Annotated in this window: 19 protein-coding genes and 1 riboswitch; of the genes, 13 read left to right on the top strand and 6 right to left on the bottom strand. The window is 44.0% G+C overall.

Translation table 11 applies throughout. The features are described from left to right. Positions 1-146 precede the first annotated feature (146 nt). The 5 genes from T355_RS13450 to T355_RS0103650 all read left to right on the top strand — a co-directional run bounded on the left by T355_RS13450 (position 147) and on the right by T355_RS0103650 (position 7411). Positions 147-2183 carry a methyl-accepting chemotaxis protein gene (locus T355_RS13450; RefSeq protein WP_037329775.1) on the top strand — a complete coding sequence of 679 codons (2037 nt, stop codon included), beginning with the start codon at positions 147-149 and terminating at the stop codon, positions 2181-2183. Positions 2184-2394: 211 nt separating this feature from the next. Next, a riboswitch (cobalamin riboswitch) is annotated at positions 2395-2572 on the top strand. Positions 2573-2664: 92 nt separating this feature from the next. Next, the gene (locus T355_RS0103665) at positions 2665-3657 is read left to right on the top strand and encodes an ABC transporter substrate-binding protein (RefSeq protein WP_027396569.1); all 993 of its coding nucleotides are present in this window, start codon (positions 2665-2667) and stop codon (positions 3655-3657) included. A gap of 15 nt (positions 3658-3672) precedes the next feature. Then, a complete protein-coding gene (locus T355_RS0103660) occupies positions 3673-5538 on the top strand; it encodes a TonB-dependent receptor plug domain-containing protein (RefSeq protein ID WP_027396568.1) in 1866 nt (621 codons plus the stop codon). 158 nt (positions 5539-5696) lie between these two features. Further along, on the top strand, positions 5697-6488 hold the full coding sequence (locus T355_RS0103655; RefSeq protein ID WP_037329773.1) for a dihydroorotate dehydrogenase electron transfer subunit: 792 nt from the start codon (positions 5697-5699) through the stop codon (positions 6486-6488). Further along, positions 6488-7411: a dihydroorotate dehydrogenase gene (locus tag T355_RS0103650; protein ID WP_027396566.1), complete on the top strand. Its 924-nt coding sequence runs from the start codon at positions 6488-6490 to the stop codon at positions 7409-7411. Before T355_RS0103655 ends, T355_RS0103650 begins: the two co-directional genes overlap by 1 nt. Positions 7412-7482: 71 nt before the next feature. On the opposite strand, the gene T355_RS0103645 is transcribed toward T355_RS0103650, so the two are convergent. Both T355_RS0103645 and T355_RS13445 read right to left on the bottom strand, forming a co-directional pair. Next, complete coding sequence (locus T355_RS0103645; protein WP_197019547.1) at positions 7483-7974, bottom strand: zinc ribbon domain-containing protein; 492 nt, start codon at positions 7972-7974, stop codon at positions 7483-7485. Between the two features lie 89 nt (positions 7975-8063). Beyond that, complete coding sequence (locus T355_RS13445) at positions 8064-8789, bottom strand: FadR/GntR family transcriptional regulator (RefSeq protein WP_037329772.1); 726 nt, start codon at positions 8787-8789, stop codon at positions 8064-8066. 383 nt (positions 8790-9172) lie between these two features. On the opposite strand from T355_RS13445, the gene T355_RS0103635 reads away from it, so the two are divergent. Both T355_RS0103635 and T355_RS0103630 read left to right on the top strand, forming a co-directional pair. Continuing rightward, positions 9173-10957, top strand: coding sequence for a methyl-accepting chemotaxis protein (locus T355_RS0103635; RefSeq protein ID WP_027396564.1), 1785 nt, complete (start codon positions 9173-9175; stop codon positions 10955-10957). Between the two features lie 148 nt (positions 10958-11105). Beyond that, positions 11106-11495, top strand: a complete 390-nt coding sequence (locus T355_RS0103630) for a methylglyoxal synthase (protein WP_027396563.1) — start codon at positions 11106-11108, stop codon at positions 11493-11495. 91 nt (positions 11496-11586) lie between these two features. On the opposite strand, the gene T355_RS13440 is transcribed toward T355_RS0103630, so the two are convergent. Further along, positions 11587-12603 (bottom strand): sugar-binding protein, encoded by a 1017-nt coding sequence (locus T355_RS13440; RefSeq protein WP_051555359.1) that lies wholly within the window; start codon positions 12601-12603, stop codon positions 11587-11589. A 23-nt stretch (positions 12604-12626) separates the two neighbouring features. Then, on the bottom strand, positions 12627-14324 hold the full coding sequence (locus T355_RS13435; RefSeq protein WP_051555358.1) for a methyl-accepting chemotaxis protein: 1698 nt from the start codon (positions 14322-14324) through the stop codon (positions 12627-12629). A gap of 360 nt (positions 14325-14684) precedes the next feature. Here T355_RS13435 and T355_RS0103615 point away from each other — a divergent pair, with 360 nt between their 5' ends. Continuing rightward, positions 14685-16169: a class I adenylate-forming enzyme family protein gene (locus T355_RS0103615; RefSeq protein ID WP_027396562.1), complete on the top strand. Its 1485-nt coding sequence runs from the start codon at positions 14685-14687 to the stop codon at positions 16167-16169. 47 nt (positions 16170-16216) lie between these two features. Here T355_RS0103615 and T355_RS0103610 read toward each other — a convergent pair whose 3' ends face one another. Then, positions 16217-16633, bottom strand: coding sequence for an RrF2 family transcriptional regulator (locus tag T355_RS0103610; protein WP_027396561.1), 417 nt, complete (start codon positions 16631-16633; stop codon positions 16217-16219). 408 nt (positions 16634-17041) lie between these two features. Between T355_RS0103610 and T355_RS0103605 the strand changes: the two genes are divergently transcribed. From T355_RS0103605 to T355_RS0103595, 3 genes are all read left to right on the top strand, one after another. Continuing rightward, on the top strand, positions 17042-18322 hold the full coding sequence (locus tag T355_RS0103605; protein WP_027396560.1) for an O-acetylhomoserine aminocarboxypropyltransferase/cysteine synthase family protein: 1281 nt from the start codon (positions 17042-17044) through the stop codon (positions 18320-18322). A 253-nt stretch (positions 18323-18575) separates the two neighbouring features. Then, positions 18576-19001 (top strand): PaaI family thioesterase, encoded by a 426-nt coding sequence (locus tag T355_RS0103600; protein ID WP_027396559.1) that lies wholly within the window; start codon positions 18576-18578, stop codon positions 18999-19001. A gap of 119 nt (positions 19002-19120) precedes the next feature. Beyond that, positions 19121-19975 carry an FKBP-type peptidyl-prolyl cis-trans isomerase gene (locus tag T355_RS0103595; protein ID WP_027396558.1) on the top strand — a complete coding sequence of 285 codons (855 nt, stop codon included), beginning with the start codon at positions 19121-19123 and terminating at the stop codon, positions 19973-19975. 66 nt (positions 19976-20041) lie between these two features. Here the strand turns inward: T355_RS0103595 and T355_RS0103590 are convergent, their stop codons facing one another. Further along, positions 20042-21175: an acyltransferase family protein gene (locus T355_RS0103590; RefSeq protein ID WP_027396557.1), complete on the bottom strand. Its 1134-nt coding sequence runs from the start codon at positions 21173-21175 to the stop codon at positions 20042-20044. Positions 21176-21348: 173 nt separating this feature from the next. Here T355_RS0103590 and T355_RS0103585 point away from each other — a divergent pair, with 173 nt between their 5' ends. Together T355_RS0103585 and T355_RS0103580 are read left to right on the top strand one after the other, a co-directional pair. Beyond that, positions 21349-21549: a hypothetical protein gene (locus T355_RS0103585; RefSeq protein ID WP_027396556.1), complete on the top strand. Its 201-nt coding sequence runs from the start codon at positions 21349-21351 to the stop codon at positions 21547-21549. A 148-nt stretch (positions 21550-21697) separates the two neighbouring features. Further along, positions 21698-22486: a response regulator gene (locus T355_RS0103580; protein WP_027396555.1), complete on the top strand. Its 789-nt coding sequence runs from the start codon at positions 21698-21700 to the stop codon at positions 22484-22486. Positions 22487-22494 lie beyond the last annotated feature (8 nt).

The raw sequence follows: 22494 nt of genomic DNA, 5'->3' as shown, positions 1-22494 counted from the left end.
CTCCTGTAATATTTGCAGGAGTTTATTTTTTTGTGTGGAATATGAAATATATAGTATTTTATTGTCAATGAAGGTTGACAATAAGCTAGTTAATTTTAGTTAATAATAGTAATACCATGTTTTCAAATATGTAAGGAGGCTTTACTATGGGTATTAAAGGAAAAATGCTGGTAGGGACGCTGCCCGTTGTAATTTTGGGTATGCTTATTCTTACCATAGTGTCAGTGGTGTCTTCTAGTGGGAGTTTGGGAACTCAGATAGAGAACACTATGAATTCAGAGCTGAAGGCCAATGTAAATTATATTAATGAAAAGCTTAATATGGCCCGTTCCACTGCAGTGAACACGGCCCGTTTCGTCGGCGCCACATACAAGAACGCTCCAATGGATACCTTTAAGGCTGTTATCGGCAAGACCATCCAGAAGGACGATTTCTTCTATGGAAGTGGTATCTGGTTTGAGCCTTTTGCCTTTGATGCGTCCCAGGAATATATGGGTCCATATTGGTACAAGGATGGGGGCTCCATTAAGGAAACCTATGAGTACAGCAATGCCGAGTACAATTATTTTACTCAGGAATATTACAAGAATGCCAAGGGGGTAGGTAAGGAGGGTGCTTTAATCACCGATCCATACTATGATCCAACCTCCAAGGTAGTTATGTCCACCTGTTCCGCACCTATTTTTGACTTGTCCGGCCAGTATGTTGGTTGTATAACAGTGGATTTCTCCCTCAAAGAAATCAGCGAGCTCATGGCCAGCATCAAGGTTGGTGAAAATGGCAAGGCAATTTTGGTTACCTCTGATGGTACCTATGTATATTCAGAAAATCCTGCCGATGTGGAAAATGGCGTGAAAATTACCGAGGACGCAAATAAGAGCTTGGCTGCTTCAGCTCAGGCTTTGCTCAGTAATGAAAGTGGTATGACGGAATTTGATGATAATAATCTGTATTTTGCCACTGTACCAGGGGTAAACTGGAAGCTGGCAATTAAGATGCCACAGGAAGAAATCAATGCACCAGCAGTAACTCTTACCAAAATTATGATTTTCGTTTGTGTTGTTATGATTGCTCTCTGCGTAGGCAGTATTGTATATCAGGCAAACAACATGGTTTCCAGAATCGATGCACTCGGTGCCAATATGAGTGAAATGGCCAAGGGTAATTTGCGTCTGAATCCTTTGCATGTAGATTCCAAGGATGAATTGGGGCAGATGGCAGAAGGCTTTAATACCATGCTTCATAATTTGAAGGGTATAATAACTCAGACCATGAATACCGCAGAGCAGGTGGCCGCATCCAGTGAGGAGCTGACAGCCAGCTCCCAGCAGGCAGCAGAGGCAGCAACCCATGTGGCACAGTCCGTTGTAGACGTGGCCGGAGGTATGGAAAAGCAGCTGTCCAGCATGGATGAGGCTAAACATAGTATAGATTCTGCCTTTGGAGATATTAGTGTAATGACTGATAAGGCTGGTAGTGTTACGGAGAATACAGAGCAGATGGCCGGAGCTGCAGATACTGGTGCTCAGCTGATGCAGAACGCCATGGAAAAGATTAACAATATCGAAAAGAGCGTTGCTAATTCTGCTGAGGTAGTCAAAAAACTGGGCGAGAACTCCGCACAGATCGGTGAAATCGTTGACAGTATTTCCTCCATTGCTGACCAGACCAATTTGCTGGCCCTTAATGCAGCTATCGAGGCAGCCCGTGCTGGTGAAGCCGGTCGTGGCTTTGCAGTAGTAGCTGAGGAGGTTCGCAAGCTGGCAGAGCAGTCCCAGGAGTCTGCTGAGCAAATCAAGAACCGTATTTCCGTTATTCAAGGTGATACCAAGGAAGCTGTGGATGCTATGGAATCCGGTACCCAGGAGGTTGCTATGGGTACACAGGCTATCCGTGATGTGGGTGAGCAGTTTAAGGATATTACAGCCCGTGTATCCTCCATCAAGACTGAAATGGAAGAAATTAATTCCGCTGTTCAGACCGTTTCCAATGGAATGCAGAATGTAGTAGGTTCCATGGACAATATTGACAAGGTTTGCCGTGATACCTCTGAGGAGACCCAGACTATTTCCGCTGCAGCTGAGGAACAGTCCGCCTCCAGTGAAGAAATTGCTGCCGCCGCCAATGCCCTGTCCAGCCTGGCTACTGATTTGCAGACTGCCATGGGTAAGTTTAGGGTATAACTGGCAGTTTAAGTGGGAATTTGTACTTAAATGAGTTAGATAGTTAATTAAAGAGCTATGATAAGATGAATTTACATCTTATCATAGCTCTGTTTTTATTACGGGACCTTTGTACCAAAATAAAATAATATTTTATGATATATAATTGTTAATTATATTTTGCATTGACAATAAATTCGTCTGATGATACCATGAGGAATGTATTTGAAAACAACAGAATAAAGGGTTAGGTGTCGCAAGACTTAATAGAAAAGCCGGTTAGATGCCGGCGCGGTCACGCCACTGTATCGGGAAGCGAATCTGCAGTTAATGCCACTGGGGAAACCTGGGAAGGAGCAGAGGAGCCATGATCCGGAGCCAGGAGAACTGCCTAATTAACAATCACCGTTTGACCTACGAGAGATGGGAAGGGGATTAGCAAGATTTTTAGCCGTCCTTTTTTCATTGGGGCGGTTTTTATATTGCTTTGGGAGAGATTATAATGGGCAAATTTGTCAGATGGAATTATATATTTATTTTATTGCTGGTACTTATTTCTTTAGTAGGCTGTAAGCCAGAGGGAGAAAAAGCTGATATTTCGGGGTCCTATACAGTAACAGATATTCAGGGCACTACTGTTACCGTTCCTGCCAAGCCTAAGAGAATATTAACCATGTCCATGAGCACCGATGAAATGATGCTTGGTCTGGTGGAGCCAGAGCGCATGGTGGCAGTTAATAGCCTGCTGGATGACCCATCCAGCTCCAATATGGTGGAGTTGGGAAAGCAAGTGCCTACTAAGATAAAATATCCATCTGTTGAGGAGATAGCTGCTCTTCAGCCGGATTTGGTAATAGAACCGGATTGGGGAGATTTGTCCAGAGTAGCAGCCCTGCGGGATCTTGGAATTCCGGTTGTGGTCTGCAAGGGCCCAAAGAATTTGCAGGATATAAAGGAAACCATTACCTTACTGGCTCAGGCGGTGGGGGAATCCCAACGCGGAGATATTTTGCTAAAGAAGATGGATGAAAAGCTGGGGGAAATCAAGGCCAAGGTGGCAGAAATTCCTCAGTCAGAGCGAAAAAGCGTATTGCTCATATCCCTTATGAAGGATTACGGCGGTGCGGGCTGTGCCTTTGATGAGGCCTGTCAGCTGGCGGGGGTAGTAAATGGTGCTGCTGCTGCGGGTATCCAAAATGGACAGGTGATGACCAAGGAAAAAATGGTGGCTATAAATCCGGATTTTTTGTTTCTGCCATCCTATAACAATCATGGAGAGGTGGATATCAACCGTATCCGGTCTGAATACATAAATGACCCGGGGCTACAGGGGATGAAAGCCATTAAAAATGGTGCCCTGCTGATGCCAGATGAGGGTTATATATATAATTGCTCACAGGATTTTGTTTTTGCGGTTCAGGAGATTGCCTATCGGGTATATGGTGACAAGTTTAAGCTGGAGCCACAACAACATCTGTCTGCTGTTGAGAGGTAATAGGAGGAATATGTAATGCAAAGGGATTTGAAGAAACTGGTGTTGGCCTCTTTGGCTTTGGGTATGCTGTACTCTGGTACGGCAGTGTGCCAGGCTGAAGCTGTGGCCCAGGATGATGATATTGTGGATGTGGTAGTTACGGCGGAGCGTATGCCATCATCTATTATGAGCACTCCTGCAGATGTGACTGTAATAACTGCCCAGCAGATTGAGGACAATCATTATAGCGATGTGGCTGAGGCTTTACAGCATGTTAATGGTGTAGTTGTAAATAATGGAGGTTCTAATGGGAATCAGGAGGTCGTTATAAATGGCGATCAGCGAGTTGTAGTTATGATTGATGGTCAGCGTCTTAATAATGATCAGGGTTCCATGGGCCGTGCCAGTGTAGACTTGGGGATGATTCCTTCCGTAAAGAATATTGAGCGCATTGAAGTGGTAAAGGGCGCAGGTTCTGCCCTTTACGGCAGTGATGCTGTAGGTGGTGTGGTAAACATTATCACCAAGAAGGGCAGTAAGCTGGAAACTACTTTAGATATCAATACTGGTTCTTTTGGTACCCATAACTATGAGCTGACTAATCAGGGTAGTGATGGGGATTGGAACTGGTTTGTAACTGCTGGCCTTCAGAAGCGCAGCTATTTTAAATACAGAGGTAACGATGGCGTTAGCACCCGTATGGGCAATAGTGATTATAGTAATAATAGCTTTTCATTTAAGGTTGGTAAGTCGTTCGATTCTAATAATTCCTTGCAATTGATGTACAATCATAAGCAAGAGGATATGGGGGTACTGAACAATGCTCCAGGCCGTCAAAAATATAATTATAATTATGGTTCATTAACCTACAATTTTAAGGAAGATCAGCCTGTGCCGGGTTTCTTGCGCTATGCTGTTAACTATAAAACTGTTGACTGGGGTGGAGAATTTGATACCCATAGTCATAGTTTGGAATATCAGAATGGTTGGCAGTTAGGCAAGAATCATAAGGTAGTAGCTGGTGCAGAGTGGCATCAGAGTTCTTCAAGTAATACGGCAAAAAATTATGAGGGAAAGAATATAACAACACAGGCTCTGTTTGTGCAGGATACAATAAAGCTAGATGATAAGTGGACATTTATACCAGGGGTTCGTATGGATCACCACAGTATGTTTGGAACCCATTGGTCACCTAAGGCAGCTCTTAACTATCAGCCAACTAAACAAACTAGAATGTACGCTTCTTGGGGCCGTGTATTTAAGGCTCCTACTGCTGATGATTTGTTCTATTATACGGAGGATGAATGGGGATTTGTTATGCAGGGTAATCCAGATTTAAAACCAGAATCTGGTCATGTGGAAACTGTTGGCGTTACCCATGAGTTTTCTGAAAAAGCGGTTCTTGATATAAATTATTTTTGGAGTAATTTGAGTAATGTTATTGCGTGGCCTCAAATTGCACCAAAGACTTGGGCTGCTCGCAATCTTGATAGAGAAAAGAAGCACGGAATTAATATCTCTTTAAATGGTGCTTTGTCTGATCGGTGGTCCTATGAAGTAGGATATTCATATATTGCTAGCGAGACAAATGATATTAAATTTGCTTACTATGAGCCAAATGGCTACCGTTTGGGAATTCATTATAACTGTGACCGTTGGAAGGCCAATCTTATGGGGCGTTTTGGTAGTGGCCTCGATGATAGTGCTCAGGGATATGATAGTCGTGGCTATGCAATTTGGGATTTCAACACTTCCTATGCGGCAACAGAAAATGTTGATATTTACTTTAAGGTAAATAATCTGACTAATCAGAGATATTTAACTATACCTAGAGGCGCATACAATAATTTCTATCCAAATCAGGGCCGTACCTTCCTTGTTGGCGCCAACATCAAGTTCTAATATAATTAAACAATGTTAAAATAAGGTTATTTTACACTATAAAAGCTGCTCATTTCCGGGCAGCTTTTCCTTTAAAGATGACTTATTGCAGAAGGTATTATATAAGGTGGCAAAATAGCTGGTAATATGGTTTAATAATTAGATGAGGTGATTGCGAAATGAATGAAACCAAAAAACTGGTGGAAATAGGCAATATTGTTTCCAACTGGGAATTATCCGCCGATGTTAATGCCCTGGTACTGGAGTGTCCAGATATTGTATCTGTGGCAAAGCCAGGCCAGTTCGTTATGATAAAAAATGAAATGGGCAGTACCTATCTGCGCCGTCCCTTTGGTGTAGCCGATGTGGACAAAGAGCAGGGGCTGTTGCTTCTTATATACCGTAAGGCTGGTAAGGGAACCCAGGAGCTGGCTCAGCTGGATGACGGGGCACCTATCAGTGTGGAGGGCCCTTTGGGCAACGGATTTTCCTTTAAAAATGAAGGCAGAACTCTCCTTATTGGCGGGGGCGTAGGCATTGCCCCTATTATTTATACTGCCCGTCATTTGAGCAAGGAGCTGGATGGCCCTAAGCCTGTTATTCTTTTGGGAGTACGCAATCACAAGGAGCTGTTTTGGAGCGATTTCGTAGAGAATTTTGCTGAAAAGCTGGTATATACCACAGATGATGGCTCTTACGGCCGCAAGGGCTTTGCCATTGATGCCATTCCCGACATACTGAAGGAATACCCGGACATTAAGCATATCAAGGTTTGTGGTCCTACCATTATGATGAAGGGCATTGCTGAGCTGGCAATAAAGCAGGGCATTGAATGTGAGGTTTCTCTGGAAAAACGCATGGCCTGTGGCTTTGGGGTGTGTCTTGGCTGTACCTTTGAGGGTAAGAGCGGCAAGCGCTGGAAGGTATGCGGTGATGGGCCTGTGTTTGATGCAGAGGAGGTATTTGGCTGATGAATTTAACAAGATTGGCAACTGATTTTGCCGGTATCAGAATGGCTACCCCTGTTATGGGAGCCTCCGGAACCTTCGGCTTTGGCGTTGAATACAGCGATTTCCTAGATTTGGATCAGGTGGGTGCCATCATTTCCAAGGGACTGACCCCATTGCCAAGGGCTGGTAATGAAGGGGTGCGTATTGCAGAAACTCCATCTGGTATGCTGAATTGTATCGGGCTGGAAAATCCCGGTATTGATGTATTTTTAAGGGATATCCTTCCAAAGGTACGAAAGGAAGCCCCTAACACTGCCTTTATTGCCAATTTCTCCGGCAGCTCCGTGGAGGACTATGGCATAATGGCTGAGAAGCTGGATGTGGATGGTGTTGATGGTATTGAGGTCAATATTTCCTGCCCGAATGTTAAGGAAGGTGGAATAGTCTTTGGCACAGATCCCAAGGCTGCGGCGGCTGTAACCAAAGAGGTGAAGACCCATACCAGCAAGCCCGTTATTGTTAAACTGTCACCTAATGTTACTGATATCACCGTTATGGCCAAGGCCGTTGAGGAAGCCGGTGCAGATGCCTTGGCTTTGATTAATACCCTTACTGGCATGGTGATTGATATCAATACATGGAAGCCACTTTTGGGCAATGTAACCGGGGGACTTTCAGGCCCTGCAGTTAAGCCCATTGCTGTACGCATGGTTTATCAGGTGGCCCAGGCGGTGAATATCCCTATTTTAGGCTTGGGCGGTATTGCCACTGCTGAGGATGCCATCGAGTTCCTGTTGGCTGGTGCATCAACCGTTGCCGTAGGTGCCGAAAACTTCGTTCATCCAGACGCAGTAGTCCGCGTAGCCGAAGGCATCAACGCATATCTGGAAAAACATAACCTCAGCCATGTATCCGAGCTGGTGGGGAAAGTACAAATAGGTTAATAAAAATAGACAAACTAAAAAAGAGGTTGGCGTATCATTGTAGCCGACCTCTTAATTTTTTACTGTTTTTATTATTCGTACAGCTTGATACCACAGTTTTGGCAGAATTTCGCTCCTGGAAGCAGCTTGGTGCCGCAGCTGGTACAGAATTTTTTTATGCGTCTTTCCTTGAACACGGGAGCCATGGGCTCATCAGACGCTAATTGTTTCATTACCATGCGCAGTACAGGAATCAGCATATCGTTTGGCACATATATCTTATAGGTATCTGATACCGGAGAGACTCCCTCAGGATAATACATTGTCAAATCAAAGCCAAACTGGGACTTGGTAAGCTGAATATTGCTGCCAATTAATCGTTCCATGGGAATAAACCAAGGGTAGCCAAGGATGTGCATGCCTTTGGTAGTAAGGAGAAAGCCTTTATTAGGGGCTTTCATATCTCCATCGTCATAGAAAAGGATGACCTGTTCTTCTATGGCAGAGAAGCTGTTGAATTTTTTTACACCAAAGCTGATACAGCTATCCGTATGGGGATTCACCCCTGGAAAGTGGAAATTCACCGGCATATAACCTATGCCGGTGATAATATTTTGTGCGAATATAACGTTGTTGAAATTAAATGGAATTTGGAAAGTCATATAGATTGAGCTTAGCTCTGCTCCTCTGCTTTATTTTGTGCTTCCTCGCTGGCTTTTAACATATATTCGCGAATCAGGCTAAGATGGTTGGTCATGGCGTTGTATGCGTCGAAAATCTTGCCTTCCAGAATAGCCTTTAAAATGCGACGATGATAATAGAGAGTATTGGATACACTGAGATTGTTAAGTGTCAGTGCAATATTCTTTTCAATGGAAGAAAAGAGAATATAGGTAAGGTTTCCAATAATCCTGTTTCCGGTGGATTCAGCAATAAGCTGATGAAATTTGCCGTCCTCGGCCACATAAGATTCACCCCTGCTGATGCGGTCCTCAAGGACCTTCATCATATCAATAAGAGCCTGCTTCTGTTCCTCAGTAGCATTTACAGCAGCCAGCTGAGCGGCCTTTGGCTCAATCATCAGTCGAAGGTCAATCATATCCAATGCCAGCATCTGATCATCATAAATGAAGGTGAGCCCTAGTGGATCATCTGGAATACCCTGCTTTTCGGAAATGAAGGTGCCGGCCCCTTGACGGCTTTCCAGGATGTTGCGGGCAATCAAAACCTTAAATGCCTCGCGCAAAGTGCCACGGCTTACAGCAAACCTGTCAAGAAACTCTGCTTCGGTGGGAACCTTGTCACCAGGCTTCAGCTGTCTGGAAGTGATATAGTCAATAATCCTGTCCGTTGTGAGTTCGACCAGCGTTTTTCCGCTGTCCTCCTTTATATCATCCATAACACTAATTCTCCTCGCTGTTAAATTTTAGTCGCCTGTAAAAATTCGTTAAATTTATAAGACCATTATATAAAATTTGATACAATAAATCTACACAATTTTGCAAATATTATCTCTAATTTGCTTATTTTATCGGCTGAGGCAAAGTTTTCATATTGGCTTGAGAGTTTGTTCAATTGATGTATTCCGAATAATTTGTCAAACAACAGACAGGATGATATTTTATGAATAATCAATAAAAATTATAGGAAAAGTGTGAAATTATAAATAAAAAAGAAGGATTTTCACGGGGAATGTAGAAAACATAAGTCATTATAAGAGATTGCGATTATTTTGTGATGTAGGATGAGTATTCCTATGGAAATGCAAGAGGGGGAAGTCTTATGAAGATGTCACTAAAAAACAAAGTGATTTTTGTCGTAGTGGCCATATCATTGCTGACTACTTTATGTATTGGCGTTATGATGGTCTATAGTATGGTGGATGAATCCAAGCGACAGGTAGAAACCTATAGGGAGACCCTGACCCGGGATATTGAGAAACAGCTTAAGGATCAGACTGAAAGTGCTGTTTCTGTTATTAATTATGTATATAGTCTTCAGCAGAACGGAACCCTTACTGAAGAGCAGGCCAAAAAGGAGGCTGCGGATCGGGTGAGAGCTATGCGCTATGATAATGGTGCAGGCTATTTCTGGATTGATACCTATGAAGGTGTTAACGTGGTTCTTTTGGGCCGTCCAACCGAAGGAAAGAGCCGTATAAATTCCGTAGATCCAAATGGTACCCGCTTTATTGAGGAAATGATTAAAAATGGCCGCAAGGAAGGTGGCGGCTTTACTGACCTGATGTTTGCCAAGCCAGGTGAGGACACTCCGCTTCCAAAGCGTAACTATACTGTAGCCTTTGCTCCTTATCAGTGGGTTTTGGGTACTGGTGTATGGATTGATTATATCGATTCCATGGTGGCTCATCAGGAAGAAGAAGCTAATGCTGCATTATGGTCCGGCCTTATCAAGATGGGCGCCTTCGTACTTGTATTGCAGATCCTGTTCATCTTTATAGGTTATGTATTCGCAAATAAAATTATCCAGCCTATCATTAGCGTTACTGATAGACTGAAGGTTTTTGCTACCGGTGATTTCCGCACTGATAGCAGTGATGATGCACGCTATGATTCCAATGATGAGATCGGTGAAATGCGTCAGGCTATGCGTACTTTGCAGTCCAACATCAGTAATATGATGAAAAAGGTTATGGCCACTGCCCAGCAGGTTACTGATTCCGCCGGACAGCTTAATACCAATGCCAGCCAGTCTGCAGAGGTTTCCAATTCTGTGGCCAATTCCATGGTAAATGTGGCAGGCAACTGTTCAGAGCAGTTTACTGAAATTGAGACTGCCAACGGTCAGGTGGAGACCTTGGGAAGACACATGATGAACTTTGTAAATACCATTCAGCATTCCAGTGAGGTTGTCAAGGTCACCCAGGACAAGGCTGTGGCTGAGGCAAAGACAGTTGACGGGGCAGTAGAGCAAATGAAGCTGATTCAGACCTCTGTAATGCAGTCTGCAGATGTAATCACCGAATTGGGTGAGGAATCTGATCGCATTGGCAAGATTGTTGATACTATTTCCTCCATTGCTGCCCAGACCAATTTGCTGGCACTTAATGCAGCTATTGAGGCGGCCCGTGCAGGAGAGCATGGTCGTGGCTTTGCCGTTGTAGCTGATGAAGTTAGAAAGCTGGCAGAGCAGTCCAGTGAGTCCGCTGGTGAAATTGCTGGTCTGATTACCTCCATTCAGGACAAGAGCCAGAAGGCTGTTGCTGTAATGCAGGAGGGTGTAGATCGGGTAGAATCTGGTACCAAGGTGGTACAGGATTCCGGTGCCAGCTTTAATGAAATTGCAGAAATGGTTCGCAAGGTAGTGGAAGAGTCTCAGGAAATGAACAATATTGTTAATGCCCTGAATGAAAATACCAAAACCATTGGTGAAGCTATCCAGTCAGTGGCTGTAAAGAGCTCCTCAGTTTCCTCCGAGGCGGAGAGCGTATCTGCTGCCAGTGAAGAGCTGACTGCTACCATGAGCGAGATTGAAAGCTCCAGTGGTGTACTTGCTGAAATGGCCAAGGATATGCTGAAGTCTGTTGAGAATTTCAAGATGAATTGAGTTAAAAAACAGTGTTAAATAGGCTGTAACTGATGTATAATCAAAGTTGGGAATAAAATCTGACTTTTACAGGTTTTTTTCACTCATTAATGGTATATTTCATGATGTACGATAATAGGAAAAGAAAAAAGAAAAGAGGTCGATTTTAATGCAGACTATTGCACTGATTGCTCATGATAAGAAAAAGGAAGAAATGCTGGAATTTGTAGAGCAGCATATTGATTTACTGAAGGGCTGCCACTTGATTGCTACCAATACCACTGGTACCAGAATCAAGGAAAAGTTTGGTATAGATGTTGAGACCATGATGTCTGGTCCTCTGGGCGGTGACCAGCAGATTGGTGCAAAGGTTGCAACTGGCGAGGTTGATTATGTAATCTTCCTTCGCGATCCGCTTACCTCTCAGCCTCACGAGCCTGATATTAACGCTCTGCTCAGACTTTGTGATGTTCACAATGTACCATTGGCTACCAACAGAACCAGCGGTCATATCATGTTGAAGTATGTGGCTATTGAAAATACTGTTGCCAGCGACTGATTCCAAAAATAAACAGCAATGACAAACTTAAAACGCCTTGACTCAATATCAAAACTTGAGTCAAGGCGTTTTCTACGTACAAAACAGATTATTATTTTACGAGATTTGTGTTGTCCTTATCGATTATCATTGGAATACACAAATAAGCCGGAACCGTCATAACACCATTATTGTAGGTGGTTTTGTCGTTGATGGCAGGCTGAGTTCCCTCAACTACGGCCTTAATCATGCGGATACACTTGGTATTAAGGTCATCTGAGGATTTATAAATGGTAATAGCCTGGGTACCGGAGCGGATGGCCTCAATGGCACTGGCTTCGGCATCCTGTCCAGTGATAAGTGGCCATGCACCATGGAAATTTGCCTGTAAGGAAGCACGGATGCCAGCGGCACAGCCGTCATTTGGAGCAAGTACAGCTGCCAGATTACCATCGGAGTAGTAGGTGCTGATGAGCTTGTCCATGCGGGCCTGAGCATTCTTGCCGTCCCAATCCTTGGTGGCAGCCTGCTCGAAGCTGGTTTCATTACTGCGGCTCACAAGCTGACCATTATCGAAGTATGGCTTAAGCACCTCCATGGAACCGGTAAAGAACATGTGAGCATTGTTATCCTTTGGATCGCCGGCAAATACCTCAATATTGTAAGGACCAGCACCGGATTTGAGGTTAAGGGCTGCCACCAGATATTCACTCATGGCTTTACCAACAGCCTCATTATCGAAGGAAGCATAGTAGGATACGGCATCAGTGTTCATAATCAGGCGGTCATAGGCAATGACAGGAATGTTTTCAGCCTTTGCGTCTTTTAAAACCTCGGTGAGCTTTTCACCATTTACTGCGCCAATAACGAGGCAGCCAGGATGGTCCTGAATCATCTTTTTAATCTGTTCAATCTGCTGATCCTCTGTATCAGCAAACTGCAAATCTACCTGAAAGCCCTCTTTTTCCAGATCTTCCTTAACATTGTTGCCGTTTTTCTGCCAGCTGGCAGATGAATTGGCAAAGCTTATAGCAACTTTCTTGTTGGAACCGTTGTCAGAACCGCATCCGCTAACCAGAAAGGCTGCTACAAGAAGTAAAAGTGATGCTAAAGCGATTATTTTTTTCACTTAATATTCTCTCCTTTTGACAATCAAATCTTAAATTTGTCAGTAGCATTCTGCAGGTCAACAGAGAGCTCTGCCATCTTGCGGCTGGCATTGGCGATTTCGTCCATAGAAGCTGCCTGTTCTTCAGTAGCTGCAGATACGGATTCGGTTTCAGTGGCCACTTCCCTGCCAGTCTTTTCCAGTGCAGCCATGTTGCTAACAAGGTTAGCGGCGTTGGAGGAGGAGCTGGTGGCCTCGTTAAGAATATCACGGGAATGCTCTGCCAGGTTCTCAACAGCGCTGACAATCTGATTGAAGGCATCACCGGCGTTGGTGACAACCTCCTGACCAGCCTTAACAACCTCGGTGCCACGATTCATACGGTTAACAGCATGATCTGTATCCTTCTGGATATCGGAAATCAGGTCTGCTATACGCAAAGCGGCGGTGTTGGATTCCTCAGCCAGCTTGCGAACCTCCTCAGCTACTACCGCAAAGCCACGGCCAGCTTCACCGGCACGAGCTGCCTCGATAGCAGCATTCAGAGCCAGCAGATTTGTCTGGGACGCAATACTGGCAATGGTATCACTGATGGTGCCAATTTCGTTGGAGCGTTCAGCCAGCTGTTTGATAACTTCAGCAGATTTGATAACTGCCTCAGAGATTTCTTCCATCTGGCGGACTGCGTCGGCAATGGATTCTGCACCATGGCTGGCAATGTCCTGCACATTATGGGCAGCCTCGTTGGAGGCAGAAGCCTTATTTGCAAAGCCCTCAAGATTTTCAGCCAGTAGGTTAATATCATTTGAGGAATTGGTTACGGCACTTTCCTGCATGTTGGCATTGGCTGCCACATTGGTGATGGACATAGCCACCTGATTGGTTGCCTGGGCAGACTGTTCAGCATTTTCCGTAAGCTGCTTGGCAAATCCGGAAACGTCCTGCGCTGTTTTATGAATATGTCCAATAAGGGTACGGAGATTATGAACTGTATCCTTATAGGAATTTGTCAGCTCACCGAATTCGTCGTTGGTTTTGGCAGAAACATCCACTGTCAGATTACCACCAGCAATCTCCCTGGAGATATTCATCAGATAGGTGATAGACTTCTGAATAGTGGAGCTGAGATACCAGCCCATAAATGCGGACAGAACAAGGATTATTATGAAAGTAAAGATTAAAGTATTTCTGGTAGCAGCATACTTAGCTTCTGCATCTGCTGTTTCAGCGTGGATAAAATCCTTCTGTGCATCCAGAAGAGTTGTAAGGTCGTTGCTGATAACCTGATAGTCCTGCTTTGATTTATCCAGCATAACAGCAGCTTCAGCCTGCTTGCCCTCTGAAATCAGATTAATCATAGCTTCGGAGTTTTTCCGATAGGTCTGCCAGTTGCTGACAATGGTCTGAAAGCGGGCTGCATTATCACCAGTAAGGGTTGGTTCAATATCCTTAAAGGCAATGTCCAGCTGATCCCCCAGTTTTTTGGTCTGCTGCATGGCATAAATCCTATTTGGCAGAGTAGTTGCTGTGAAAATGCCATATTCACCCTGACGGTAGTCGGTCAAGGTCTGGTTACTATTGGATGCAGCCATAACACCATTAAGATGTTCTGTAGCAATTCGCATGGCACCATTGTTAATGCTGTTTAAACTATACCCGGAAAAGAGGTTGGTTGCAGTGATAATAAGCAGCAACAAACCAAATACCATATATAGCTTTTGGCGAATAGTTAAATCATTCAAATAAAACCCTCCTTTTTCTATAGTATTATATCACAATCTATGCTGTTTTATTATCGTTTGTAGCTAATAATTTTTATGGATTTTTTTATTTTGATGTTTGAAATTGTCATTCATATTTGATATGAATTAATTTGCAATGTGATGAAATTCTGTTATACTATATCAGTTAGACAAAAAGAGATAATGAGTGATTATAACGCCATTGTTCAAATTTTTCTTCTTTAGAAGAAAAATCTTCCAATTAGCGTTTCAACGAGCTGGGAGATATGCTCGCCAGCTGTTGTAGTTTGTTTTCCCCACCTAAAGAGGTGGGGGACATCTTAAAGCTCGTTATAGTAGAAGGATGAGTGTAAAAGCTATATGTTAATACATGATTTGGTTTATCGTGGTAAAGACGATGCAGTTGCTGTTATCGACAAAGAACGTACATTTACATATAAGGATTTGCAGAATTCTGTAAAGGAATACCGAAACTACCTATACAATATAGGTGTTCGCCGGGGAGATCGGGTAGGTATTTTTTCACGGAACAACTCAGATATTCTCCTTGCATATATGGCCATTGTTTCTCTGGGTGCTTTGGCAGTGCCTATCAATTTTCAGCTCAGCAATCGTGAGATAGCATATATTGTAAAGGATGCAGGCATTATCCATGTACTTACATATAAGGAATTGGATATTGCAGAGGCTCTTGATGAATTGCATTTTACGGAAAATGTGCAGCAGCATGATCTCAGATACTGCTATCAGGAGCAGAGCTGTCCGGATGCTCCCAAGCTGCCTGATGATTTTAAGGACACTGAACCTTGTGTAATTATTTACACCTCTGGTACCACTGGTAATCCAAAGGGAGCGGTGCTTTGCCACAGAAATATTATTGCCAATGATGAGCAGTATCACGAGGTGGCCCACGGTACCAGTGATTTGGTGGAGCTTTGCGTATTGCCCATGTATCATTGCTTTGGCTGGACCCTGTCAGTTATGTATCCGCTGTATGTGGGCGGCAAAATGGTTATTTTGGATAAGTTTACGCCAAAGGAAACCATTGAAACAATACGTGAATATGGCATAACTGACACCCATGTGGTTCCAAGTATTTGTGCCCTTTTAAATAAGCTGGCCAAGCCTGAGGACATGAAGAGCCTGCGTATGGTGGTCAGTGGTGGTACCACATTGCCATTAAAGATTGCCGAGGATTTCAAGAACAATTTTGGCATTACCCTTTGTGAGGGCTATGGCCTTTCTGAAACATCTCCAGTGGTTACCATGAATTCTCCTGCAACAGCCAAGATTGGCTCCATTGGTCCTGTGGTTCAGGGCATTGAATATAAGATAATGAGCGGAGAGAACCAGGAGGTAGCCAAGGGTGAAGCCGGAGAGCTGGTGGTCAAGGGCGACAATGTAATGCTGGGCTACTGGAATCTTCCTGAGGCAACTGGAGCTGCCCTGCATGATGGCTGGTTCCATACCGGTGATGTGGTGCGTGAAGATGAGGAGGGCTTCCTCTATGTAGTGGATCGCATAAAGGATATTATTATTTCCATGGGTGAAAATGTGTATCCCCGCGAGATAGAGGAGCTTGTTTATCATTATCCCGGCATCACTGAATGTGCAGTGGTGGGGGTTCCGGATAAGCTCCGTGGCAATGCAGGAGCTTGCTTCTATGCTGTAAATGAGGGTGAAAGTGTTAATCATCGGGAGCTGAAGAAGTATCTCCAGAAAAATCTGGCCCTTTACAAGATTCCTCGTGAATTCCATGAGGTGGAGGCACTGCCTAGAACTTCCACAGGAAAAATCGCCAAGAACAGGATTATTCCAGAGTATCAGGCTTCAAAGAAAAAGTAATATAAAAAGCAGAAATCGCTTGATTGCGGTTTCTGCTTTTCTTTTGCTTATAAGTTTTGCTCGTGCCCTTTGAGAAGGTCAGCAATGGTGATGTTGGTGAAAAAATCCTTCACCATTTCATCAAAGAGCTTCCACATTGGCAGGGTGAGACATTTTGCTTCCCGTGGGCATTCCTCAGCGCCTTCCTGCAGACAGGCAACAGAGGTGAGACGGCCTTCGGTGACCTGAAGGATTTCCATAACGTTATATTCCTCGGGCTTGCGCAGGAGGCGATAACCACCGCCCTTGCCACTGGTTCCCTTCACCAGTCCGGCACTGACCAGCATTTTAACTACGCGTTCCATATATTTCTTGGAAACCTCCTGGCGCTGGGCAACCTCATCAAGGGTAACGGGTTTGTCATCAGGCTGCTGGGCCATGTCTATCATAAAGCGAACGGCATATCTTCCTTTTGTTGAAATCATAAGATAACCTCCTTTAAACCTATTTTACCCCAAGGTAAATGGCATTTTCAAATATAAAATGAATTTCAAATAATTTTTTATTTTACCTATTGACATAGTAGGCATATAGGTTTAATATATAGACATCGAAATTGAGCAAACAAAGTTAAGGATTCAAGAAAGGAGATGAATGCTATGTATGGAGTAAACAACACTTGTAAGACAGCAGCATGGGTTTGTCGAATGTGTAACTCCCGGGCATGTAATTATGGCCAGTTGCATTCGTCTTCTTTGAGTTGCAGCTGATTGTGTTGCCATTTGCCCGGGAGCTTGGATAAAGCCCCGGTTTTTTATTTCTGGCTCAGATTTCGCTTCATTAAATTAAGTAAGAAATTATTTCAAGATTTTATAGCAAAAGGAGAAATTATTATGAGCAACTACAAATTTGAAACACTTCAGCTTCACGTAGGTCAGGAGAACCCAGATCCAGCATCTGATGCAAGAGCAGTACCAATTTACGCAACTACCTCTTATGTATTCCGTAATTCCCAGCACGCAGCTGATCGCTTCGGCCTTGCTGATGCAGGAAATATATATGGCCGCCTTACCAATTCCACTCAGGGCGTTTTTGAGGAAAGAATCGCTGCATTGGAGGGTGGTGTGGCTGGTCTGGCTCTGGCTTCTGGCGCAGCGGCTATCACCTATACAATTCAGGCTCTGGCAAAGGCCGGTGAGCACATTGTAGCCCAGAAGACCATTTACGGCGGTTCCGCTAACCTTCTGGCACATACCCTGCCACTGTACGGTATCGAGACCACCTTTGTGGATGCTCATAATTTAAAGGAAATTGAGGGCGCTATTCAGGAAAACACCAAGGCTATCTACATTGAGACTCTGGGCAATCCAAACTCCGATATTCCGGATATTGATGCCATTGCCAAGCTGGCTCACAAGCACGGCCTGCCTCTGGTAATTGATAACACCTTCGGCACTCCATACCTTATCCGCCCTATTGAGCATGGCGCAGATATTGTTGTTCATTCTGCTACCAAGTTTATTGGCGGTCATGGTACAACTCTTGGCGGTGTTATCGTGGACAGCGGTAACTTTGACTGGGCAAAGAGTGGTAAGTATCCTTGGATTTCCGAGGCAAATCCTAGTTACCACGGCGTAAAGTTTACTGAGGCTGCCGGCAAGGCTGCATTCGCTATCTACATTCGCGCTATTTTGCTCCGTGATCAGGGCGCAACTATCTCTCCTTTTGCAGCATTTTTGCTGTTGCAGGGCACTGAGACTCTGTCTCTCCGCCTGGAGCGTCACGCGGAAAACACCAAAAAGGTTATTGATTACCTCGTAAAGAATCCTAAGGTAACGAAGGTTAATCATCCAAGCCTGCCAGAGCATCCGGATCATGCTCTCTATCAGAAGTACTTCCCTAATGGTGGCGGCTCTATCTTTACATTTGAGATTAAGGGCGGCCAGGAGGAGGCCTTCAGGTTCATTGATAATCTGAAGATTTTCTCCCTCCTTGCAAATGTTGCTGATGTGAAGTCTCTGGTTATTCATCCAGCTACCACCACCCATTCCCAGCTCACTGATGAGGAGTTGGCTGATGTAGGTATCAGTCGCAGCACCATTCGCCTCTCCATCGGTACTGAGCATATTGATGATATCATCGCTGACCTGGATCAGGCCTTTGCAGCAGTGTAATTTCAAATTTTGCACACATAACATCAAATTGAATATAAGGTTACCCATCTGTAACTCTCCTTAAGATATAACTCCCCATACATACACACAAAGAAAAGCCGTCGGGTTTCATTTGCCCGACGGCTTTTTCGTCGTTATGCCAACTCGCCGAAAAAAATCGTCCAACTCGCCGGAAAAAGTTGACAATACCTTGTGTAATCTATAGTTTATAGGGGTGGGGTAAAACCAATTTAGAACTTACGGAGGTACTGTAATGCCAACAGATGAGGAAATTAGAAAAATGGAAGATACGGGCAACTGCTTTGCCTGTGGTCAGAATAATCCTATTGGAATGAAGCTGGATTTTAAGATTATTTCCAATCAATATATTGCTAAAACCACGGTGGACAAGAATTACCAGAGCTTTGGTGGGGTAGTCCATGGCGGTATTATTTCCACTATGCTGGATGAGGCCATGGGTGGCTATCTTTTTAGAACTGGTGAGCCGGCCTTTACGGGAAAGCTGGAAGTCCGTTATCGCAAGCCTACACCTGTGGGAATGCCTATCACTATCCGTGGCTGGGTGGAAAACCGCAAGCGCAACGTGGTGGAAATGAAGTCGGAGATTATTCTGGAGGATGGCACCATCAGCGCCGAGGGATATGCAAAAATGGTTGTTGTGAAGACGGTGGAAGGATAGGAACAGCGAATCATTATCAGAATACTCAGAAATTTGACTTATTGACTTTTTAGAGCACCTATATTATCATATGGAAAGATGTGATTACTTAGATAGTTTAAAAAGAGGTGCTTTAATAGATGAAAATTGCTGTAACCTATGATAATGGCAATGTTTTCCAGCATTTTGGCAAAACGGAGAATTTTAAGGTTTTTGAGGTTGAGGATAATAAGGTAGTATCCAGTGAAATTATTGGGTCAAACGGCAGCGGCCATGGTGCGTTGGCTGGCCTTTTGGCTGATAAATCCATTGATGTGCTTATTTGTGGCGGTATTGGTGGCGGTGCCCAGCAGGCATTGGCTAATGCTGGTATTGAGCTGTGTGCCGGTGCTTCCGGGGATGTGGATGCAGCTGTAGAGGCATATCTTGCTGGTGAGCTGGTAAACTCCGGTGTTAATTGTGATCATCATCATGGCGAGGGTCATGACTGCGGCCATCATGAGGAAGGTGGCTGTGGCGGCCACGAGGGCTGCGGTGGTTGTGGTTCCCATACTGTACCAGGAATTGAGGGACCAAATGTAGGCAAGAAGGTTCGTGTTCATTACAAGGGTACCCTTAATGACGGAACTCAGTTTGATTCTTCCTATGATCGCGGCGAACCACTGGAATTCGTATGCGGTGCTGGTATGATGATTCGCGGCTTTGATGTGGCTGTGGCTGATATGAAGGTGGGCGAAATTAAGGATGCCCACATGGAGCCAAAGGATGCCTATGGTGAGACAGACCCTAATGCTATCATGACCGTGGAAATTAACCAGGTTCCAGGAGCCGAGAATCTGGAAAAGGGCCAGCGGGTTTACCTTACAAACCCAATGGGACAGCCTTTCCCTGTTACTGTAACCGAAAAGACAGATACTGAAATTACCTTTGATGCCAACCACGAGCTGGCAGGTAAGGAACTGAATTTCCAGATTGAACTGGTAGAAATTCTGTAAATAAAAAAGTCCTCATCTCTTTTATGGGATGAGGATTTTTTCGTCTAACTGGGCATAATATTTTTTTTATATCTTTATAACAATATTCTTCCAATACAGTACCTCTGCCAGTACCACAAAGGCCAGATCCCATAGCAGAGTGTAGGTAAAGGTCGATGTGAATGGCGAGGTATCTGCGAAGAAATAGGTGTGGTAGAGCCAGAGGTATAGTGGCTCCCCGTTATGTGGGACGGCAAATAGCAGGGCTAGGCCCCACTCTGATAACAGATAGACGAAAATAGGGTTTTGTCCCAAGGCTTTTAATGGATGAAGGATGAATCTGAAAAAAATACTATGAGACAGACCATCAAGTAAGGACAGCACTATCATGCCAATACCTGCCATGGAAAGGACATAAGGGGCAGTCCAAAGGGGCTTGCTGATGATTTCCCACTGGGACCAGCCCCAGGATATAAGAAGCAAAACAATGCCGTAGGAAAACAGAGCTTTGGTATTCTTGGTGTCGGCAAGGCTGAAGCTCTGCCGGGAATTTAGTGTTTGCCCTGCAAAGCACCCCAGGAGCATTGTGGCAGTAGCATTGATGGTGCCATAAAGTCCTTCAGGGTCATACAAGGCCTGTATATAATTGTGGGAGATTCCTTGAAGGTGCTGGTCTATATATAGGCTAATATTATTTACCTCGCTGTAGGGCTCTGCTGGGTTATAAAGGTAATACCCCAAAGAGGAAATACTCATCAGAAACAGGGAAATAGCAAAAAGTGGCCATGGACGGGATACACCCTGAAAAATCACAGTACCTATAAGGTATACTAAAGCAATGCGCTGCAATACGCCAAAGGGGCGGAAATAAGTCAGAAAATCATTGCCAGCCTGGGCAAAAGTATAATCAGAAGAAAAAATGGCAGTAAACACTATTGGCAAATGATTCACCAGCAGCCCCAATACAAACAAAATAATAGTGCGCTTTATAACTTTTCCTAACCAGTCAGTATATTTTAGAGAATGGGCGAAAACAGTGGATACACCCATGATAAAGATAAAGCCAGGGAAGGCAAAATCAATGATATTAACCCCAGTCCAGCCACTGTGAAGCAGGGTTGGATAGGTGTACTGGGAATCTGGTGATAAATTTCCCAGAATCATTATAAAAATGGTCAGTCCACGAAAAACATCTATGGAGATAACCCTTTCTTTATTCATAAACAGTGACTCCTTTAATATTAGATAAACTAATATTAACAAGCAGATGCCCTTAGTGCAAGGATTAAAATAACGTGAAATGGTATTAGTTTTTGCATTTTAGGCAGGATTTTTGGTAAAATGGTAGAAAACATAAACAACGAAAGTGAAGCATTTATCTGGAGGTGATGAGGATGCGCATAGAAAAGAGCTTTACCAGCAATCACAGACTTCGTGAATGGCTGGAGTCAAAATCCTGGGAATTTGGATCCACAGAAATGTTCTATGTATGGCTGGAGCATTTTTTTGAGGACGGCAACCGCGTGTCCGTAAAGGGAGCAGCCTGTGATTATCATGATTGTATAGATGTTTTTGAAGCAGGAAACGATGAGTAAGTAAAGCTGTCGGCTGAAGGGTCGGCAGTTTTTTTGTTGGGCATAATTATTCTCGTAAAGCAGGAATGACACCTCAAACGTGGAATACTATCATAGAATAGCTGAGTAATATGGGTCCGTGGTGCAGTGTCCCATGGGGAGGTGTAGTATGATGAAAAAAGTACAACCTGCAGTTAAAAAGGAAATAGTATTATTCGATTTTGGTCAAACCATCACTGTGCAGGCAATTATTCAGGGTCTGGAGAATATGGGCTATACTGTAAATTCGGCAGTAGCCGGCTCTTGGAATATGTATCAGTATATAAATGACTCGTCGGTGTTTGTGCTCCATTTGGGTGAGGGAGTGCTGTTCAGCGAACGTAAACAGGAGGAATTGATAAACATCGTTAAAAACCTGCGGGCAAAGCGGCGTAAAATTATTATTGTTGGTGAAATAACCTTTCATCATGATGTGGTGGAATTCTTGCCTGAGCTGGGCTCCTATCCATGGTTTGATAAGCCGGTAAATATGGATAAATTTGAAAGGGTTGTAGAGGCCTTTGACGAACAAAAAAATGTAAAGGAAAAAATATTGGTAGTGGATGATGACCCGGCATTTTGCAAGATGATTCGCAGCCATTTAATGGAAATCTTCCAGGTGAGTGTTGTAACCTCTGGTAAGCAGGCAATTACATTTTTGCATCAAAATAAAGTGGATCTTGTGCTGCTTGATTATAATATGCCGGAGATGCCTGGTCCTGAGGTGCTGAAGGCGTTGCGCTCCAATGAGGAGACTAAAAAAATTCCAGTGGCATTCCTTACGGGTATTGATAACAAGGAATCCATTAGTCAGGTGCTTGCCCTTAAACCTCAGGGCTATATTTTAAAGTCGGCCACTAAAGAGGCTTTGATAAGTAAAATTGACGATGTATTGAGGGCTAATCCTTCTCAGGCGTGATATGGGGT

Origin of the sequence: Anaerovibrio lipolyticus LB2005, assembly GCF_000621545.1 — a bacterium.
GTDB classification, from domain to species: domain Bacteria; phylum Bacillota; class Negativicutes; order Selenomonadales; family Selenomonadaceae; genus Anaerovibrio; species Anaerovibrio lipolyticus_A.
This window is presented reverse-complemented; position numbering and strand designations above follow the sequence as displayed.

Bases quoted from the DNA above. Each gene is read 5' to 3' on its own strand.
- T355_RS13450 (WP_037329775.1), top strand. From the start codon at position 147: ATGGGTATTAAAGGAAAAATGCTGGTAGGGACGCTGCCCGTTGTAATT.
- T355_RS0103665 (WP_027396569.1), top strand. From the start codon at position 2,665: ATGGGCAAATTTGTCAGATGGAATTATATATTTATTTTATTGCTGGTA.
- T355_RS0103660 (WP_027396568.1), top strand. From the start codon at position 3,673: ATGCAAAGGGATTTGAAGAAACTGGTGTTGGCCTCTTTGGCTTTGGGT.
- T355_RS0103655 (WP_037329773.1), top strand. From the start codon at position 5,697: ATGAATGAAACCAAAAAACTGGTGGAAATAGGCAATATTGTTTCCAAC.
- T355_RS0103650 (WP_027396566.1), top strand. From the start codon at position 6,488: ATGAATTTAACAAGATTGGCAACTGATTTTGCCGGTATCAGAATGGCT.
- T355_RS13445 (WP_037329772.1), bottom strand. From the start codon at position 8,789: ATGGATGATATAAAGGAGGACAGCGGAAAAACGCTGGTCGAACTCACA.
- T355_RS0103635 (WP_027396564.1), top strand. From the start codon at position 9,173: ATGAAGATGTCACTAAAAAACAAAGTGATTTTTGTCGTAGTGGCCATA.
- T355_RS0103630 (WP_027396563.1), top strand. From the start codon at position 11,106: ATGCAGACTATTGCACTGATTGCTCATGATAAGAAAAAGGAAGAAATG.
- T355_RS0103615 (WP_027396562.1), top strand. From the start codon at position 14,685: ATGTTAATACATGATTTGGTTTATCGTGGTAAAGACGATGCAGTTGCT.
- T355_RS0103610 (WP_027396561.1), bottom strand. From the start codon at position 16,633: ATGATTTCAACAAAAGGAAGATATGCCGTTCGCTTTATGATAGACATG.
- T355_RS0103605 (WP_027396560.1), top strand. From the start codon at position 17,042: ATGAGCAACTACAAATTTGAAACACTTCAGCTTCACGTAGGTCAGGAG.
- T355_RS0103600 (WP_027396559.1), top strand. From the start codon at position 18,576: ATGCCAACAGATGAGGAAATTAGAAAAATGGAAGATACGGGCAACTGC.
- T355_RS0103595 (WP_027396558.1), top strand. From the start codon at position 19,121: ATGAAAATTGCTGTAACCTATGATAATGGCAATGTTTTCCAGCATTTT.
- T355_RS0103590 (WP_027396557.1), bottom strand. From the start codon at position 21,175: ATGAATAAAGAAAGGGTTATCTCCATAGATGTTTTTCGTGGACTGACC.
- T355_RS0103585 (WP_027396556.1), top strand. From the start codon at position 21,349: ATGCGCATAGAAAAGAGCTTTACCAGCAATCACAGACTTCGTGAATGG.
- T355_RS0103580 (WP_027396555.1), top strand. From the start codon at position 21,698: ATGATGAAAAAAGTACAACCTGCAGTTAAAAAGGAAATAGTATTATTC.